The sequence below is a fragment of the Micromonospora sp. DT231 genome (assembly GCF_049847025.1).
Taxonomy (GTDB): Bacteria; Actinomycetota; Actinomycetes; order Mycobacteriales; family Micromonosporaceae; genus Micromonospora.
Genome location: NZ_JBNCNO010000053.1, coordinates 1 through 306, shown reverse-complemented (window position 1 = coordinate 306; position 306 = coordinate 1). Strand labels below are relative to the sequence as shown.

The following is a 306-nucleotide window of genomic DNA, read 5'->3' as shown; positions in this document are numbered from 1 at the left end:
CTGCTCCACGATCACATGCGCATTCGTCCCCGAAACACCGAACGACGACACCGCCGCCCGCCGCGGCCGACCGACCTCCGGCCACTCCCGCGCCTCGGTAAGCAGCGAAACAGCACCCGCCGACCAGTCGACGTGCGGTGACGGCTCATCCACGTGCAACGTCGCCGGCAACACCCCGTGCCGCATCGCCTCGACCATCTTGATCACGCCCGCGACACCGGCCGCGGCAGCCGTGTGACCGATGTTCGACTTGATCGACCCCAGCCACAGCGGCTCGGACCGGTCCTGGCCGTACGTGGCCAACAA

General features: G+C 68.6%; 1 protein-coding gene. It reads right to left on the bottom strand.

What is annotated here, in order from left to right; all coding sequences use genetic code 11:
- On the bottom strand, positions 1 to 306 hold a 306-nt coding region (locus ACPXBU_RS34880; RefSeq protein ID WP_425761407.1), incomplete at both ends, for a ketoacyl-synthetase C-terminal extension domain-containing protein.